The sequence below is a fragment of the Pseudoneobacillus rhizosphaerae genome (genome assembly GCF_917563885.1).
Taxonomy (GTDB): Bacteria; Bacillota; Bacilli; order Bacillales; family Cytobacillaceae; genus Pseudoneobacillus; species Pseudoneobacillus rhizosphaerae.
Genome location: NZ_CAKJTG010000019.1, coordinates 56915 through 72119, shown reverse-complemented (window position 1 = coordinate 72119; position 15205 = coordinate 56915). Strand labels below are relative to the sequence as shown.

19 protein-coding genes are annotated in these 15205 nt (G+C 34.7%); 8 read left to right on the top strand and 11 right to left on the bottom strand.

What is annotated here, in order from left to right; translation table 11 throughout:
* Positions 1-13: 13 nt before the first annotated feature.
* Complete coding sequence (locus tag LRP83_RS15975; protein ID WP_230497687.1) at positions 14-865, bottom strand: hypothetical protein; 852 nt, start codon at positions 863-865, stop codon at positions 14-16.
* 157 nt (positions 866-1022) lie between these two features.
* Between LRP83_RS15975 and LRP83_RS15970 the strand changes: the two genes are divergently transcribed.
* The 3 genes from LRP83_RS15970 to uvsE all read left to right on the top strand — a co-directional run bounded on the left by LRP83_RS15970 (position 1023) and on the right by uvsE (position 3127).
* Positions 1023-1574: a CBO0543 family protein gene (locus tag LRP83_RS15970; RefSeq protein ID WP_230497686.1), complete on the top strand. Its 552-nt coding sequence runs from the start codon at positions 1023-1025 to the stop codon at positions 1572-1574.
* Positions 1571-2038 carry a CBO0543 family protein gene (locus LRP83_RS15965; protein WP_230497685.1) on the top strand — a complete coding sequence of 156 codons (468 nt, stop codon included), beginning with the start codon at positions 1571-1573 and terminating at the stop codon, positions 2036-2038. Before LRP83_RS15970 ends, LRP83_RS15965 begins: the two co-directional genes overlap by 4 nt.
* 123 nt (positions 2039-2161) lie before the next feature.
* On the top strand, positions 2162-3127 hold the full coding sequence (gene uvsE / locus LRP83_RS15960; protein ID WP_230497684.1) for a UV DNA damage repair endonuclease UvsE: 966 nt from the start codon (positions 2162-2164) through the stop codon (positions 3125-3127).
* A gap of 168 nt (positions 3128-3295) precedes the next feature.
* Here the strand turns inward: uvsE and LRP83_RS15955 are convergent, their stop codons facing one another.
* Entirely contained in the window at positions 3296-3655 is a 360-nt protein-coding gene (locus tag LRP83_RS15955; RefSeq protein ID WP_230497702.1) for a carboxymuconolactone decarboxylase family protein, read from the bottom strand.
* Positions 3656-3814: 159 nt separating this feature from the next.
* On the opposite strand from LRP83_RS15955, the gene LRP83_RS15950 reads away from it, so the two are divergent.
* The gene (locus LRP83_RS15950) at positions 3815-4066 is read left to right on the top strand and encodes a transcriptional regulator SplA domain-containing protein (RefSeq protein ID WP_230497683.1); all 252 of its coding nucleotides are present in this window, start codon (positions 3815-3817) and stop codon (positions 4064-4066) included.
* Entirely contained in the window at positions 4063-5091 is a 1029-nt protein-coding gene (splB, locus tag LRP83_RS15945; protein ID WP_230497682.1) for a spore photoproduct lyase, read from the top strand. The genes LRP83_RS15950 and splB overlap by 4 nt, the downstream gene beginning before the upstream one ends.
* Before the next feature lie 71 nt (positions 5092-5162).
* Here splB and ypfJ read toward each other — a convergent pair whose 3' ends face one another.
* Positions 5163-5999: a KPN_02809 family neutral zinc metallopeptidase gene (ypfJ, locus tag LRP83_RS15940; RefSeq protein ID WP_230497681.1), complete on the bottom strand. Its 837-nt coding sequence runs from the start codon at positions 5997-5999 to the stop codon at positions 5163-5165.
* Positions 6000-6319: 320 nt separating this feature from the next.
* Here ypfJ and LRP83_RS15935 point away from each other — a divergent pair, with 320 nt between their 5' ends.
* The gene (locus tag LRP83_RS15935) at positions 6320-6730 is read left to right on the top strand and encodes a hypothetical protein (RefSeq protein WP_230497680.1); all 411 of its coding nucleotides are present in this window, start codon (positions 6320-6322) and stop codon (positions 6728-6730) included.
* Positions 6731-7203: 473 nt separating this feature from the next.
* Entirely contained in the window at positions 7204-8121 is a 918-nt protein-coding gene (gene hprK, locus LRP83_RS15930; RefSeq protein ID WP_230497679.1) for an HPr(Ser) kinase/phosphatase, read from the top strand.
* Positions 8122-8222: 101 nt separating this feature from the next.
* On the opposite strand, the gene LRP83_RS15925 is transcribed toward hprK, so the two are convergent.
* The 6 genes from LRP83_RS15925 to LRP83_RS15900 all read right to left on the bottom strand — a co-directional run bounded on the left by LRP83_RS15925 (position 8223) and on the right by LRP83_RS15900 (position 12542).
* A complete protein-coding gene (locus LRP83_RS15925) occupies positions 8223-8687 on the bottom strand; it encodes a VOC family protein (protein WP_230497678.1) in 465 nt (154 codons plus the stop codon).
* Between the two features lie 228 nt (positions 8688-8915).
* Positions 8916-9404: a GNAT family N-acetyltransferase gene (locus LRP83_RS15920; RefSeq protein WP_230497677.1), complete on the bottom strand. Its 489-nt coding sequence runs from the start codon at positions 9402-9404 to the stop codon at positions 8916-8918.
* A gap of 146 nt (positions 9405-9550) precedes the next feature.
* On the bottom strand, positions 9551-9733 hold the full coding sequence (locus LRP83_RS15915; RefSeq protein WP_230497676.1) for a hypothetical protein: 183 nt from the start codon (positions 9731-9733) through the stop codon (positions 9551-9553).
* 60 nt (positions 9734-9793) lie between these two features.
* Positions 9794-10309: a hypothetical protein gene (locus tag LRP83_RS15910; protein ID WP_230497675.1), complete on the bottom strand. Its 516-nt coding sequence runs from the start codon at positions 10307-10309 to the stop codon at positions 9794-9796.
* A gap of 434 nt (positions 10310-10743) precedes the next feature.
* A complete protein-coding gene (locus LRP83_RS15905; RefSeq protein WP_230497674.1) occupies positions 10744-11700 on the bottom strand; it encodes a VOC family protein in 957 nt (318 codons plus the stop codon).
* A gap of 203 nt (positions 11701-11903) precedes the next feature.
* Positions 11904-12542 carry an NAD(P)-dependent oxidoreductase gene (locus LRP83_RS15900; protein WP_230497673.1) on the bottom strand — a complete coding sequence of 213 codons (639 nt, stop codon included), beginning with the start codon at positions 12540-12542 and terminating at the stop codon, positions 11904-11906.
* Between the two features lie 209 nt (positions 12543-12751).
* On the opposite strand from LRP83_RS15900, the gene LRP83_RS15895 reads away from it, so the two are divergent.
* Complete coding sequence (locus LRP83_RS15895; RefSeq protein WP_230497672.1) at positions 12752-13186, top strand: Rrf2 family transcriptional regulator; 435 nt, start codon at positions 12752-12754, stop codon at positions 13184-13186.
* Between the two features lie 97 nt (positions 13187-13283).
* Here LRP83_RS15895 and LRP83_RS15890 read toward each other — a convergent pair whose 3' ends face one another.
* Complete coding sequence (locus tag LRP83_RS15890; protein ID WP_230497671.1) at positions 13284-13919, bottom strand: hypothetical protein; 636 nt, start codon at positions 13917-13919, stop codon at positions 13284-13286.
* Between the two features lie 379 nt (positions 13920-14298).
* Positions 14299-15075, bottom strand: coding sequence for an SDR family oxidoreductase (locus LRP83_RS15885; protein WP_435531367.1), 777 nt, complete (start codon positions 15073-15075; stop codon positions 14299-14301).
* Between the last annotated feature and the right edge of the window lie 130 nt (positions 15076-15205).

Genomic DNA, 15205 nt, shown 5'->3' with positions numbered 1-15205 from the left:
TCTAAAAAACTCTTTATTCATAAATTACCTTTTCAAAAGTTTCCCCATTCTTATAGGCTACTCGAAGGATCAAACGAGTCGCACTATCTAAGTCGACATTATTCATGATGTAATGATCAAATTCAGGCATAAAATCTTGTTCGTCTACTAAGCTTTCATTTTTATAACGAAGCAACTGCAATTTTTCAATAATGCCAGTTTTATACGTGGTTACCATAATAGAAGAGTGATTCTGAATAAAATCCAAATTCACACTGATTACTCCATACTTCTCATTGCCAACTTCCCCTACATACCAAGTGCTAATGTCGCTACTTTTAACATTATCGTTTTCAGTGATTGACACAAAGTACCTCATCGATTGTTGATTTAATTCTTCTTTTCTTTTTCTATCCATTTCGAAGTTGTCTGACTCACTATCCTGTTCTCTCAAAAAAATTTCCCACTGTGGTTCTAGGTTTACGTTTAGTGGAACCTCAACATGATACAGTCCGTTTTGTAAGTCATCTGCTTCGATGGAAGTAAAAGTATCCTTCTCACCTACGGCATAGTGAAACATGACTTTAGATTTACTAGATCGATCCTTTATTTGCCAATTAAACTGGGCTACCATTTCGTCATTTGGCAAATCCTTCGAGCTTACATCCATCGTAATTTCACTGATCCAACTTTGTTGTTTTTGAATATCATTCATGACAAATCGAATATTGTCCACTTGGCTATTAACACTACTCAAAATTTGTTGCTGATTATTAGAAAGATTTATTAAATGGTTTTCAACCTGCCCAACTTTTGAAGATAAGTTGAAGTTCATTATCAAGCTAATAAGCAAAATAATTGTGACAATCACGGAAAAATATTTCATGTGAATCTCCTTTCAAAAAGTTATTTCTATATGAATATACGGATTAAAGTTAAAAAAGTTTCGACACTAGCCTAAATTGGTTCTTTTCGCCTGAGTTTTGAAGACATTTTGTATAAAATACCAACAACAATCAGACGATATAAATATAAGTTTAAAAGTGAAAAATACTTTACTAATTATCGTAGCTTTTCTGAAGGGAGATTCTAAAAACATGCTGATAGAGCGATTGATCCTAGTTGCAATGTGGCTGTTCGGCTTTGTTGGCTTGATTTTATTTATTCCACGCAAAGAACGGCGTAAGGGTTTCTTATCATTATTAATGTTTCAAACATTTGTATGGCTCTGCGATATGTTTGCTTTTCAATATAATTTAATGAGTGCACCTGTACGGGAGTTCCCAAAAGCGACAGACCTTCCTCTTACCATCGATTATTTTTTTTATCCCGTTTTATTTTCCATCTTTTACATCAATAAGAAAGTAAATCGCAGTTTATCGTCCAAAATTACATACTTTTGCGTTTGGATTTCTGGTGTTTCAATATTTGATAATGTGATTGAGAGATATACAGATTTATTAAAATATAAAATTTCGCCCTGGTATGGGATGTGGATTTATATAGGATTTCTCTTTTTCGTTAGTCAATTCTGTTGTAATTGGTTCTATAAGGACAGATCCTTATTTCAAGTAGAACGGTTGGAAACCAAATGAATATGGAATGGTGGATTTTATTTTCCGTATATGTAGTGGCAACAGGAATTCTTTTTTTTATCCCGAAAAAGAAAAGACGACTTGCTGTTGTAGCTTTTTTATTCAAACAGATTATTACCTTTTTTTGGGGTTTAGTGGCCGTTGAGCTGGGGCTACTTGAATATCCTATTAGGCTATTTGCCTCCATCAATCGAACAAGCTTTACGTATGAGTTTTATGCTTTTCCAGTTATTTGTGCCGCCTTTAATGTCTGGTATCCAAATGGTCGAAGTCCTCTTTTTCAATGGGGGTATTATGTGGGTTATACAACTGTGTTAACAATTGTGGAAGTCATTATCGAAAAATACACCTTACTTATCAACTACATCCATTGGGAATGGTATATTACTTGGATTACAGTCTGTCTTTCGTTTTTTATAGCACGAAAATTTTGTGTCTGGTTTTTCGCAAAAGTAAGCGTGTAAATCTGAAGATCCCTACCCCATTAATTCTCTAGCAAAAGTGGACTAACTTAACACTAAAAATGATCTTCGTAATAATAATGAATTGGTATATATTTGAACCCTTAATACAAAGAGGTGGAATAAATGACGATTATACGTCTTGGTTATGTGGCTATGAGTATGAAACTACAAAACGCGTCTCCTTCAAAAACGATGACTTTTGCCCAGTTTCAGAAAATCGAAGACCGAGAGGCTGCCATTCGAAAATTGGAGCGAATCGCGCTGCTAAATCTACAAAATACATTAAGGATATTAAAACATAATGCTGCTTCTGAAATTCATTTTTATCGATTAACCTCCCGCCTTATTCCTTTGGCGAACCATGAAGAGCTTCTCGAATGGAATTATATGAAGCCACTAAAAGGACAACTGCGTGAGATTGGCGATTACACCAAAAAACATAAGATTAGAGTTGATTTTCATCCAGATCATTTTGTCCTTATTAATTCCATGCAGAAACACATTTTGAAAAACTCAATAAATACCCTAAAGCTGCATTATTTATTACTAAAGGCTATGGGGATTAACCCGGCTCATCGGTGTGTCATGCATGTGGGTGGGAATTATAAGGAAACTGAAAATTCACTTGAACGATTTGTTGAAAATTGGATGGAAATACCAAGACCTATTCAACAAATGATTATGCTTGAAAATGACGATACTTCGTTTACCTTAGAGGATACATTATATTTATGTGAAAAACTAGATATTCCTCTAGTATTCGATTATCATCATCACCTTGCCCATCATCAAAATGAAAACTGGGAAATCCACTGGAATAGAGTTGTTGATACATGGCGGCATTCTCCACTACCAATAAAAATGCATATATCAAGCCCAAAGAGTGATAAAACATTTCGCCATCATTCAGATTATGTAGATATCGATATGTTTTTTAACTTCCTTTCAGTTATTAAAGGGAGTATTCCACAGCTTGACTGTATGATTGAGGCTAAGATGAAGGATGAGGCGCTTTTTAAATTAATGGATGATGTGAAAACAAGGAAAGATGTTGAAATTATTGATAGCTCTTCTTTCTATTTAAAATAAATGAAAAGAAGAGCCAAATTGGATTGTTTTATATGTATGAAAAATTCTACAACCCAAGAAACGGAATGGTTACTTCCTTTGAAGTAAAGCAAAAAAATAGATGAAACCTTTCGATTTCACCTAAAACATAATTGTGGTTATATAAATCAACAAAAATTTTTAACTCTATTACTGTTTCAATTGATTCATTTCAGAAATGCATTCCTGAACTAGAGTAACTCCCTGACTCATGGATGCTCCACCACCAAATGCGGCAGTCACACCTACAGCTTCAAGAATCTCCTGCTCTGAGCATCCTTGATCAAGGCATGCCTTTGTGTGATAGATGATACAATACTCATCTTGAGCATGGATACTAATTCCTAATGCGATTAACTGTTTTTGTTTTTGAGTTAATGCCCCTTCTTTAAAGCACTCTTCAGTAAACGCATTGAACTGTCTTGCAAATTCGGGCATTTTTTGGGTAAACATTCCAAGCCCTTCTTTATATTTAATGAGTGCAGATTCAGTAGAGTTTCCAGCTTGCATTTCCAAAATACATCAGCTCCTTCATATCTTTCAAACCAATATTATTATGAGCAAACTAGAAAAATTTTATTTCAAAAAAATCTTCCAGAATCAAGAATTCATAAATTAATAAACGAAAGGAATAATCTAAATAGTAACTAACGAAACGAAGGTGATGAAATGGACTACCAAAATTATCAAGCTGGAGATATTGTCTATGTTTTTTATCGAAATCCCCATACCCAAGATGTAGCAAACATACAAGCAGCAGCAGTTGTAAACAACCCTGAGAAAACGGATGAATTGGCTATATTTCTTTATGAAAATTATTATCCCCTATCAAACGAAATGGCTGTTTATTCAACAGAAGAAGAGGCAAACCAAGCCTATAATTATTATTATGGAAATGATTCAGTAGGGATATTGGAATGAATAAACCATTTACACCCAAACTTGTCTATTTCGAACCTGATGCATTAGATTATCCGTTAGGAAAAGAACTACATGAAAAATTCAAAAAGATGGATATTGAAATTCGACATACCACTTCTCACAATCAAGTGAGAAATCTCCCCGGAGATAACGATTTTCAAAGATATCGGGTAGCCAAGTCCACATTAGTAGTAGGAATAAGAAAAACTCTTAAATTTGATACATCCAAGCCTTCAGCTGAGTATGCAATTCCTTTTGCAACTGGCTGCATGGGTCATTGTCATTATTGCTACTTACAAACAACAATGGGAAGTAAGCCGTATATCCGTACCTATGTCAATGTAGATGAAATTCTTGGGGCTGCCGACAAATACATGGAGGAACGGGCACCAGAGCTAACCAGGTTTGAAGCGTCTTGTACATCCGATATTGTAGGGATTGATCATTTAACTCATACTCTAAAAAGAGCCATTGAGCATTTTGGACAGTCGGAATACGGCAAATTAAGATTTGTTACAAAGTTTCACCATGTAGACCACTTACTCGATGCTAAACATAACGGAAAAACTAGGTTCCGTTTCAGTGTGAATGCAGATTATATAATTAAAAACTTCGAACCTGGGACTTCCCCTTTAGAAAAAAGAATTGAAGCCGCTGGAAAAGTTGCAAGAGCTGGGTATCCACTTGGATTCATAGTAGCACCTATCTATCTTCATGAAGGCTGGGAGGATGGATACTATCATATGTTTGAGCGTTTGGATGCTGAATTGCCGCCTGAAGCAAAGAAGGATCTTACCTTTGAGTTTATTCAGCATCGTTTTACAAAGCCTGCAAAAAGAGTAATTGAGAAAAACTACCCCATGACCAAATTAGAACTAGATGAAGAAAAAAGAAGATATAAATGGGGAAAATATGGAATAGGAAAATATATCTATCAAAAAGAAGAAGAAGAGGATATTAAAAAACATCTTTATACTTATATGGAGAAGTTTTTTCCAGACGCAAAATTAGAATATTTCACGTAAAGGGCTGTTACAAACTTATTTTAGATAAGTTAAAAAATGCCCCCATAGTAATGGGGGTATAATTTTTCTTATTAAAGATCCCTTACCTTAAAGGTATCGCCACCCTCAATTGTCCCGTTAGTAAATCCTTTATTAAACCATCTTTCCCTCTGTTCGGAAGTTCCATGTGTAAAACTTTCTGGTACTACATACCCTTGTGCTTTTTTCTGGATATTATCATCGCCGACGGCATGCGCTGCATTAAGTGCCTCTTCTAAGTCTCCTTTTTCAAGATACCCTTTCCCTTGGGCATAGTGAGCCCAAACACCTGCAAGGTAATCCGCTTGTAATTCAAATCTGATAGAGTATTCATTGCTACGTTTTTGCTCTGGTGAAACTTGACCACCTGTATTCAAAAGGGTTTGTACATGATGACCGACTTCATGGGCAATAACATAGGCCATCGCAAAATCACCTGGAGCTTCGAATCTTTGTTTCAGTTCTTCATAAAAACGTAAGTCAATGTAAAGCTTATGATCACCAGGACAATAAAACGGTCCTACTGTGGAACTTGCTGCTCCACAAGCTGACTGCACGCTATCACTAAACAAGACAAGCTTTGGCTCTTCGTACGTCAGTCCTCTTTTCTCAAATTCCTGTGACCATATATCCTCTGTATCAGCTAAAACAACAGATACAAAGTCCGCAAGTTCCTTTTGCTGATTGGTTGCTTCCATATTGTCATTTGGATAGGACATATTTGGCGGAGGAGGAGTGTTACTAATATCACCTGGATTACCTCCTAACAGTGAAAAAAGGAGAACAAGGATTAATCCACCTAGACCGCCACCCACCATTGTTTTACCACCAATACCCCTTCCCCTACGGTCTTCGACGTTTGCACTTTGCCGCCTTCCCTTCCATTTCATTTTGTTTGTTCCCTCCTTAAAGTATGAATGATGTGTTATTGTTTACCTTTCTGATTGTAATTATTAATCAACCGTTATCGCAGAATTAACGACTGTTTCCAGGTAATTATCAGCTACCGACATATAATTCCCAAATCCAGCGGGTTTTCATATTTGAATTTCCAATTTTCGTCAACTTTGTTGACAATTTTGATGAATTTTCGTATAATGATAAAGTAAGAAATAGTTCGGGTGAATTGGTTGTATTCTGAATATACGTCTACTGCCAATAAGGAAAATGAATTGATTCGTCGATCATTAGAAATGGAGCGCGTTGTTGTATGTTTGAAAAAATTTATTTTATCCATAACCCTTTAAATGCTACTAAAGATTGGATTTCAGAAAGAGAAATGAAAATTGGCTCCCTAAAGCTAAAAAATGTATTCGGTGTTTCTTTTCTAGACGATGTTAGATTTATGTTACAATTTAACACCCCATTCAAAGAATCTGTTATGAGAGCATACAAGCTTACTAATGAGAAAAATATTTCATTACAACATGTTTGCCGATTAATTAGCAAAGCTGAATTAAAGGAAATGGTTGTTAAGGATGCTATGGAAAATCACCATGAAGAAGATGATTTAATCATTTGTCCTTCCTTTTCAACAAGTGTTGAATTAAAAGATGGTTACTTTTTTTGGAATAAAGAAACGAATAGTTATGATGAAGTGAACGATCACAGACAGTTCTAACAGGGGTATGAAAATAAAAAAAACTCGTTAAAATGGATCTGTTTCTCGTTGAGAGGGAGAAATTCTTTTCATGCCGATACGCCTATTATGAGCATAAAAAATAGCAACTGAATGTATCAGTTGCTATTTAAATTCACTTCCATCCTTCAATTAAGTGGTACTCCTCCATTCATTTTTTTTATTGTAAAATGCCTTTGGTTGTTCCACGTTTTTCATTGTTTATATATAATAGAGTTTTAGAATAGGCTGAGTCTTGTGAAATTTTTACAGACAGGTATTCTATAAATGATTAAGGTTTCCAATCCGATTTCATCGAATACTTGCCGACCGATTTGCAAAGGATTATGGTTATTTTAATAGCTATATCTCATGTGATAAATATAATGCAAATATGAATTCGTATATTTATGTATATAGATAAGCTTCTTTTTTCATTAAAAATGGGAGCCTTTTTGAAGGAGAGTTTGATAGATGTGAAATCTTTAACAGTTGAAAATTTAGTTCAAATATTTTCCTTGAATGTGTTGACAGGGGAAAATCAACTCCATAAATTAATTACCCAACCTAGATCTCACCGTCCTGGATTAGAATTTGTTGGTCACTTTGACTTCTTTCCAACGGAACGAGTTCAAATTCTAGGAAGAAAAGAAATTACCTACTTGCATAAATTAAGTATCAAAGAACGTAAATTGCGAATAGGCAATATCGTTAAATACCGTCCCCCTTGTTTTATTGTCACGGCCGGACAAGAAGGATTAACGTATTTGACTCAATACTGTATAGAAGAGGAAATCCCTCTGTTATGCACGAATGAATTACAATCCACTTCAGAATTTATCCTAAAACTTGATAATTATATGGTGAAAACACTTGCTCCTGAAACGGCTATACACGGAGTATGTTTAAATGTATATGGAATGGGTATCTTAATTCGTGGTAAATCAGGCGTTGGTAAAAGTGAGACTGCGCACACTTTAATAGGCAGAGGCCACAGACTAGTTGCTGATGATATTGTGGTGCTGAAAAAGCTTAGTCCACGAACAATTCTCGGTACTCATGACGTGAAAACGAAGGAGTTTCTTTCCTTACGAAGTATTGGATTATTAAATGTGGTTCGCTTATATGGAAGAAAAGCTTTTCAGGACGAAACGAGGATTGCAATTGATATCGAATTGACTACCTGGCAGAAAGATACACTTAATAATGAATTAGAGCATGAATCAAAATTTACAGAATATATGGGCGTCCAAATTCCTCATATTGAGATCCAGCTTCAACCAGGTCGTGATGTTGCGGGATTAATTGAAGCCGCGGCAAATAATTGGCTCTTAAAGCAGCAAGGTTACAGTGCAGCAGAAGAGTTCATGAAGCGTCTTGAGGCTGAGTTTTAGTGTCTCGTGTAATTGATCATTTAAATTTTATAAATCGGGAACAACTGTATAGATGTTCCCGCGAAGTTCTTGATGCCCTATTAATTGTGATATAGTTTCTATTACTGTACCTTATCTTCTAATAATACTTCCCACTCATCCAGAGTACAAGAAGCGTGATTCCTTAAATGGTTAGGAACAGGAACTGAACACATAAATTCTAAACTATTTCCATTAGGGTCATTGAAATAAACTGATGCATTTCCTTGATATGGTCTAACAAAAGGGTCAATTTTTTCCCTTGTCCCAAAAGGTACTGCTTCTATATTTCTCTCTTTTAACCAATTTAAAGATTGTTTCATAAATTCATATTCAACACGAAAGGCTATATGTCTTAACGACGGGTGGTATGGTGTTTGAACTTCTTTTCCTTCCCAAAGACCTAACCAACTCATTCCTTTTTCAATCCAAAAGAAAGCTGTTTCCTCATCTCTATAGGCCATGTCTAACCCTAGATTTTTATAAAAGCTTATGGATACTTCTAAATCACTTACAGGTAAATGAGCTTCAAATAATCCCTTTATCATTTTTTCTCCCCATCCCTTTCTATTTTCTCAGAGTGTATTACTCATTGGATTCCATTGATAATATCACTATATCAATACCAAAAAGTTCTGAATTCGATAGAAGGATTGAATTCTATATACAACTTTAGAATGAGATTTGCAAGTAATGACTCTAGCGTTAAAATTTTGTTTATTTCCTTACTTAAGTCTATATGTAGGTATCAACATTATCTGATTAAAGGTAAGCAATCAATCTCTTAATTTAACCATGTTATACCACCGTATTCCACCATGTTGCGATTCGGACATGCCATGGTTAACAAATCCAAATTTTTCATAAAAGGAAACTAAATCTTGTTTACACGTTAACGTGATTCCTTCTCTATCATTTTCTTCTACAAGCTCTTCCATTCTATTAATCAAAATTTTTGCAATTCCTTGATTTCTAGCCTGTTTGGACACAGCTAATCCTAAAACACTTTGATGTCCTCCTCTTTTCGGATTCACTTTGATTTTCTCAAAAAGATCATCGGTTATGTAAGGTTGATTAATGATAGGACCATTAATATAACCAAGGATCTCCCCTTCCTTTTCTACCACAATAAATGTATCAGGTATTAACTGAATCCTCTTCACAAATGCTTCTTTCGTGGCAGCTTCTTCTTTTGAAAACCCTTCATTCTCAATAACTAACATCTGTTCTAAATCTGTAGATTGCACATTTCTTAAAGATATCATCTTGTCTATTACCTCTTTCCTATCTATAGGTTTATTACACTTTTCAATAGTTTTTTGTACAACTAACCCGCATCGTTTAGTTGCACAAAAAAACGTCGATTGACGGTCATTGTTTAGTGACTAATGACGCAGTTACTTATTTAAGATTAGCTCGAGCATCCCCTTACTAACAAGAGAAGTCCGACTACGATTACAACAGAAATAATATTAACTAAGCAGCCACTACTTGGAGACCCAGTATAAGCTTTAGTCCAAGCGTTGTTCAGGGCACCGACAGGATTTTTCTGAAGTTCCTTTGCCTTCAATCTTTCTCTTTCTTCCTCGGACATAATACCCCTCCACCTCTGATGATCTCATTAAGATTTATTACGATGTAATGGGAATAAAGCTTAATGTAAATTTAATGGGGATCTAATCTTTTCATTTAATTCTTCTGCTTGTTTCATAAAGGAATCCATACTTGCAATTATACTAATATTTAATCCTAATCCCACTTCACGAAGTGTTTTCCGCAGCTCTTCAAAATTCTTTTTATCCTCTTCGGTTAAATCAACAAAACTATATAATTTATCATTAGGATATTGATATAATTTGGAATACAACTGTTCAAGAATTCTCTGGTCACTATAAGTAAGCGTTCCTAATTGCTTTCCTGTAGTCTTACCAAGCCAAATTCCATTCAACACATCTCCTAATTCAGTTGTTACCAAATTGGGTTCTGACCAATTATCTTCCATCTGGCTTGCAATTAAACCTTCCAATTCGACCAGATTGCTTTGTACTTCTGTAATAAGAACTTGTTCTTTAACAAAGTTCATCTTTACTATTCCCCAAACCACAATTGTGAAAAGTAATATGTTAAGAACTATTGAAATACGAAACACCCATTTTCTCTTATTAGTCAATTTTATCTCCCCCAGTTTCAACTACACTCTACCATATAAACCCAAATTCTTATTGATGATTTCTACCCATAATTCGGTCACATGCAAAAAAAGTCCAATATAACCAATAAATCGACAACTAATTCTATAAATTCATTCTTATTAGGGGGAATTTCAATTTTTATACAATCTTTATCCCCCTAAGCAAAAGAAACTTTTCAAAAATTTTGATTACTTCGATTTTATATTATTCTATCATATATAAAATGGTAATTTAAGGATATATAAAAAATTAAACTATGAACCTGCTTCTTTTATGCCTTAACTAAACAAGTACGCGAAGATACTCAGAAATATTTTTCGAAAAACAACATATAAAAAAACCTCTCATAAAATTCTTTGATTAAAAGAATGAAGAGAGGTTTTTCTTGCTTAAAGGAAAATATATCTTTAAATTATTTAGTTAATAAAATTTTTATATGATTTCCAGCAGGATCTTCAGTTGATATGACATCATTTTCTTCTGTATATAGAAATCCTAAACGCATTAATTCTGATTTTGCTTTGTTAAATTCATCTTCCGTAAAATGAATCGTATAAAACTGTAAACCTAAGGCATTTTCTGGTGGCTCCGGTAATCCTTTCCCTGCCCAAGTGTTCATCCCAATATGATGATGATAGTCATCTTTAGAAACAAATAACATTTGAGCATCCTTAGATACCACATCAAATCCTAATGCATCGACATAGAATTTCTCGGATTCCTCTATATTAGACACTTGTAAATGCATATGACCTAATCTTGTTTCACGAGATAATCCTTCCCATTCGTCTGCTTTAATTTCAGACAGTAAGTCATTAGTATCTAAAGAGTAAGTTCCTCCAACATATCCGCCTTCCCCATCTTCTAACCAAAGGGCAGGATCCCTATCGACATAAATTTCTATTCCATTATGATCAGGATCTGCAAGGTAAATGGCTTCACTATATTGGTGATCAGAAACTCCTTGAAGTGGGTGTTCCGATTCTATCAGATGATTTAAAACTAAAGCAAGCTCTTCCCTATTTGGCACTAAAATAGCAAAATGAAACAAACCAGTTGTTCCAAATGGACGTTCTACAAACGCCTCCTCATCTATTAATGATAAAATTGGCGTTGTTCCATCTGTTGTTAAAGTAGCAGTCCTTTCGTTTCTTTCTAACAATTTGAAGCCAATTATCTCTTGATAAAACCCTAATGAATGATCTAAATCAGATACTGATAATTCCACGTAACCTAGCCTTGGATCCATTTCACCAGTATAATTTAATTGTTTTTTATCCTGTTCCCAAGGCTTAAGTGTTACAAGCACTAAAACGATCACTGCCAATATTACAATGGATAGCCACAAAATTTTCTTTTTAATCAACATTTCTTAACCCTCTCTATATCTCTTTCCATTCCATTAGAAGTTCGCGAAAATATTCCCCAATGTTAACACCTTCTGCAAGAATCTCTTTTCCTTCTTTAAAACAATTACATAGAATTCCTTTTAGATTTGATTAAACAAAAATAAAAAGCACACGACTGTACACACATTCGTATGCCTATATTACATCTCAATATATCTTTACATTAATTTGATTCACCAACAACGGTAAATCTCTCATTTATATGTTTTGGATTTTCAATCTCATCCAACACAGCAATAGCAAAGTCAGCATAACTAATATAGCTTTCACCTTTGGAGTTCACCAATAAATTTTCATTTCCTACTTGATAGACACCCGTTCTTTTTCCTTCAGGGTCAAACATTGCTGAAGGGCTAATAAATGTCCAGGTGATATTAGTAGTTTCTCGTAATTCCTGAAGATTTCGCGCTTGTCCTTTTGCTGTTGGCTTAAACATATCTGGAAAATCCGGTGTATCAATGACTTGAACCGTTTTATCCTCATCTACATACAAACTCCCCGCACCACCGACAATTAAGGCTCTTGTATCTGTCCCTTTAAGAGCCTCAATCAATGTATGACCAGCATCCACATGGGCTTGCTCTTCACCAAGTGGCGCCCCAAAAGCATTAACGACCACATCTAATTTTTCAATATCTTGAGTCATTAAATCAAAAATATTTTTTTCCAATACGGTAATCTGGTTGTTTTGTACTTTAGATGCATCTCTCACAATAGCCGTAACTTCATGCCCTCTTTCTAAAGCTTCTTTTACAATGAGTTTTCCCACTTTACCATTTGCTCCAATAATTCCAATCTTCATTTTATAGCACTCCCTCGGTAAATGTTTCTTATAATACAACTTGTAATCAAATCGATTACATGTAATTATTATATTTACATGCTTATTTACTGTCAACAAAATCGTTTTATTCTATCCGATTTTTGTTATAATATGCTTGTAATCATACTAATTACATGAAGGAATCCTTTAGTTTTATTATTGTAAGTAAATAAGGTAGGTGACTGGAAATGTCCATCAGCAGCCGATTATCAGTCGGAATTCATATATTAGCTTTAATTGAAATAAATAAAGATGGGGTGAGCTCATCTCAATTTTTAGCGGGGAGTGTAAACGCGAACCCAGCAATGATCAGGAAAATTATGGGGATGCTAAAAAAAGCTGGGTTAATAGAAGTACATCCTGGTATCGCTGGAGCTAAACTTGCCAAGGAACTATCTGACATTACAATGCTTGACGTCTATAAGGCAGTTAATGTTGTGCAAGATAATGAGCTATTTAGCTTACATGAAAATCCGAATCCAGAATGTCCCGTAGGTAGGAACATCCAAAATGCAATAGAACCATTTTTTTCAGCTGCTCAATTAGCAATGGAGAAAGTTCTGGAGAATGTTAAATTAGAGAATGTTGTGAGAGATATCCTTAATAAAGAGAATATAATCTGATAGTATGAAGGATTTAGAAAGTTTAAAAAGCCTAATCCCTCTTATTTTTAGTGAGGCATTAGGCTTATGATCTTTCATAAACGTGCCCTATTCTGTGTCAGTTTCTTGGTATTTGAGATTTCCACGGATAGAAGGATAGGTTTAGTAATATCCATTGGACAATAGTGAGGAATACTCCCATCAGATCAAAGATTTTGTTATGATCAAAAAATCTAAGGAAAATAAATTGTAGTGGTAAGAGACAGAAAAACAGTATCAATAAATGGCGGTTTAACCTTTTCCATGAAGGGGATTGATGGGGTTGATTCGACCTTATATCACGAATAAGCCATAAGCAAGATAAGGACAAAAAAAGGATATCGAATGGGAAAATTATTTCTCCTAAAGACACCTCTATTCCTAAAGTATCTCCCTTTAATTGGACTGTTTCTGAAGAGAAGAACCATGTTCCGGATTCTACGACTAAAAGCATAAACCAGATTAATAGTAACCAACGAAATGGCTTGAAAGTTCCTCTCCATCCTAAAAAAACTACGATGGTCATTAGGGCAGTAAATATTAATAATATCCAATACTGCCCACCAACTCCTTTTCCGACTATGCCCATCCAACCTGACCACGTATAGGATGGTCCATCGAATAAGCCTCTTATTGTAGGTAACCAATAAGTAAATCCACTGAGCATTACATATATAAGTATCAATTGTAATAGCTTATCTGGTTTCCACTCCATAACAAAACACCTCCAGTGAATTTTTTAATAATTATATTCAGCACAAGGTGTTTACAATACAAATGCAAATTAAGTTCTGGTAAAAGGCCATAATTGTAAGTCATTGTGAGCGTTAAGGTTCAATGAGACAACAACCTGAGTCCCCTCCACCACCATACATTCCACTAAAGCCTACTTCTCCATCCTATATGATAGACTGTGTATTTCAAAACACTTATGTTTGGCTTACAACTGGTGAAGGTTTTTGCTTTTACCCAAAGCACTACTTTGAATTGAAGAAATGTCCCTGTTTATATTAGTACAATAGTTCATAAACTCATATCAATGCTGATATTTAATACAACAAAAAGGCTCTAGGATAAGAGCCTTTTAGTATAATTTATCTTTTAAATCCACCTTCTGAATGAATAATCTGACCTGTAATCCAATCTGCTTCATCACTCACTAGAAATTTAATCGTTTTTGCAACATCTTTTGGTTCACCTATTCTACCAAAAGGAAACATCGGTTTTAATTGAGTTTTTATTTCCTCTGTCATCCAGCCGGTATCAGTTGGACCTGGATTTATTGCATTGACCGTTATACCTAACGGGGCTAGTTCCGCCGACAAAGTAATAGTTAAAGCATCAACAGCTCCTTTTGTTGTTGCATAAGCTAATTCACCTGGCATTGGTCCTTGAAACTGACCTGAAGTGATATTAACTATTCTTCCACCCGATTTTTTATCAAACCTTTGAGCAAATTTACTACTCAATAGTGTCGTTGCACGAACATTGACCATGTAATGTTTATCTAAGACTTCGGCAGTCAAATTAGAAAAATCGTTGTTAGTTGAGTATGCTGCGTTATTAATCAAGATATCAGGAAAGCCAAGTTGTTCAATTACTGTATTTATAAGTTGCTCAGGTGCATCATGTTGAGTTAAATTCAACTCCATACACGATACTTTCACTCCTTTTTTCAATAGTTCATCTTTTAATTTTAATGGCTCATCTAATTCAATACTCCAAGGCATTTCTTTATCATATTCCGTCCAATAAGTAAAAAAGATATGATAACCCGTTTCAGCTAACTCTCGACAAATAGCTGCTCCTATCCCTTTTAGACGGCTTACACCCGTAATAATTGCAATTTTATCTTTTAATTGGTCCATAATAATATTCCTCCAAATGAAGGACGCATAAATTAGGTCAACAGGAGATATAATTTTCCTACAAAAAAGGTAAATACACAAAAGGCATCCATCTTTTTAAACAGGCTTTTTGAAGCCATATAATGCATCCCTT

Coding starts and splice junctions, on each gene's coding strand:
- LRP83_RS15925 (WP_230497678.1), bottom strand. CDS start 8,687: ATGATAAAGGGATTATTTGAAGCTCATTTACCTGTAAGTGATTTAGAA.
- LRP83_RS15905 (WP_230497674.1), bottom strand. CDS start 11,700: ATGTTGATTAAAAAGAAAATTTTGTGGCTATCCATTGTAATATTGGCA.
- LRP83_RS15890 (WP_230497671.1), bottom strand. CDS start 13,919: ATGGAGTGGAAACCAGATAAGCTATTACAATTGATACTTATATATGTA.
- splB (WP_230497682.1), top strand. CDS start 4,063: ATGAATAAACCATTTACACCCAAACTTGTCTATTTCGAACCTGATGCA.
- LRP83_RS15895 (WP_230497672.1), top strand. CDS start 12,752: ATGTCCATCAGCAGCCGATTATCAGTCGGAATTCATATATTAGCTTTA.
- LRP83_RS15935 (WP_230497680.1), top strand. CDS start 6,320: ATGTTTGAAAAAATTTATTTTATCCATAACCCTTTAAATGCTACTAAA.
- ypfJ (WP_230497681.1), bottom strand. CDS start 5,999: ATGAAATGGAAGGGAAGGCGGCAAAGTGCAAACGTCGAAGACCGTAGG.
- LRP83_RS15920 (WP_230497677.1), bottom strand. CDS start 9,404: ATGATATCTTTAAGAAATGTGCAATCTACAGATTTAGAACAGATGTTA.
- LRP83_RS15915 (WP_230497676.1), bottom strand. CDS start 9,733: ATGTCCGAGGAAGAAAGAGAAAGATTGAAGGCAAAGGAACTTCAGAAA.
- LRP83_RS15950 (WP_230497683.1), top strand. CDS start 3,815: ATGGACTACCAAAATTATCAAGCTGGAGATATTGTCTATGTTTTTTAT.
- LRP83_RS15955 (WP_230497702.1), bottom strand. CDS start 3,655: ATGCAAGCTGGAAACTCTACTGAATCTGCACTCATTAAATATAAAGAA.
- uvsE (WP_230497684.1), top strand. CDS start 2,162: ATGACGATTATACGTCTTGGTTATGTGGCTATGAGTATGAAACTACAA.
- LRP83_RS15975 (WP_230497687.1), bottom strand. CDS start 865: ATGAAATATTTTTCCGTGATTGTCACAATTATTTTGCTTATTAGCTTG.
- LRP83_RS15900 (WP_230497673.1), bottom strand. CDS start 12,542: ATGAAGATTGGAATTATTGGAGCAAATGGTAAAGTGGGAAAACTCATT.
- LRP83_RS15965 (WP_230497685.1), top strand. CDS start 1,571: ATGAATATGGAATGGTGGATTTTATTTTCCGTATATGTAGTGGCAACA.